This is a genomic window from Pseudoalteromonas sp. SWXJ133, from assembly GCF_015864365.1.
In the GTDB taxonomy this organism is placed as follows: Bacteria; Pseudomonadota; Gammaproteobacteria; order Enterobacterales; family Alteromonadaceae; genus Pseudoalteromonas; species Pseudoalteromonas arctica.
In genome coordinates, this window is the sequence record NZ_JADYXJ010000051.1 from 1 (window position 1) to 1,221 (window position 1,221).

The window sequence follows — 1,221 nt, forward strand, 5'->3', positions numbered from 1 at the left end:
ACCCAACCTTGTATCTCTTCTTGATGAGTGTTTAGCTAGCACTTGTCACATCGGGAAGACAGTGAGCTCGTACCCAACCAGAGTGTGAAAATGCTGTGACGTAGATTGAGCCCTGACTTCCTAACCTCCATTAAACTGAATGGTATCCTAGCGCCCCAACTAAGGGTGACGCTGCATGTACAAGGGGAGTAGATAGAGATGAAAGCTTTTATTGGCATTGATGTGGGTAAAGACAAGTTAGATATTTCCTGGCTACGCGATGTAGTCAAAAGTAAAAAGAAAACGAAGATTTTTAAAAATAACCCGCAGGGCTATCAAGAGTTAGTTGCCTGGTTGATAAAGAATACAAATTTAGAAGCACAAGATATTGTTATTACAACAGAGCCCACAGGTGTTTATAGCGAGCCGCTGATGTATTTCCTATATGAGCAAGGATTTATTTTATTACATGTAAATCCTGGTAAAGCAAAACAGTACGCAAGTTCATTAGGGCTTGTCCATAAGACAGACAAGTCAGACGCCACAATGCTTGCTCGTTATGGTCATGACCAACAGCACTCACTTTTAAGTTGGCAGCCTGAGCCTGTTGAAGCGAGAGAGTTAAAAGTAATGACGCGTAGACTTGAAGCACTTGAGCAAGACTTACGTCGCGAAGAAAATCGTTATGAAGCTGTTGGTTTCTCAGGTGCATCTACTCGAGTTACTCAGTCAATTGAAGATATGATAGCTGTACTAAAAACTGAGATAGGCAAGCTAAAAAATGACATTGATGAGCATATTGATAGACACCCACAATTAAAAAAGAACCGCCAATTGCTTCAAAGTATCAAAGGTGTTGGAGAGGTAATATCACGTATGATGGTGTCCTTGATGGCATGTAAACAGTTTAAAAATGCCAAGCAATTAGCTTGTTACTTAGGCTTAATACCTAAGCTTAATGAGTCAGGCAAACGGGCTGGAAAAACAACTTTAAGCAAAGAAGGGCCTGGGTATATAAGGGCTAAATTGTATATGGCTGCTGTAGTAGCTGTACAACATAATCCAGATATAAAAGCCCAAAATAAGCGATTAGTGGAGCAAGGTAAACAAAAATGCAGGCAATTGGTGCTGCAATGAGAAAGCTGACACATATCTGTTTTGGTGTTGTGAAGAATCAAACTGAATATCAGCCCCAAGCTATTTAAAGAAAGCTTGAGGCTGGTTAGAAGAGATGGTATCTAC

The 1,221-nt window shown here is 40.4% G+C and carries 1 pseudogene; it reads left to right on the forward strand.

The window, feature by feature from the left end:
• Positions 1 to 198: 198 nt before the first annotated feature.
• Positions 199 to 1,184 (forward strand): annotated as a pseudogene (locus I6F40_RS19565) (IS110 family transposase).
• The last annotated feature ends 37 nt before the right edge of the window (positions 1,185 to 1,221 follow it).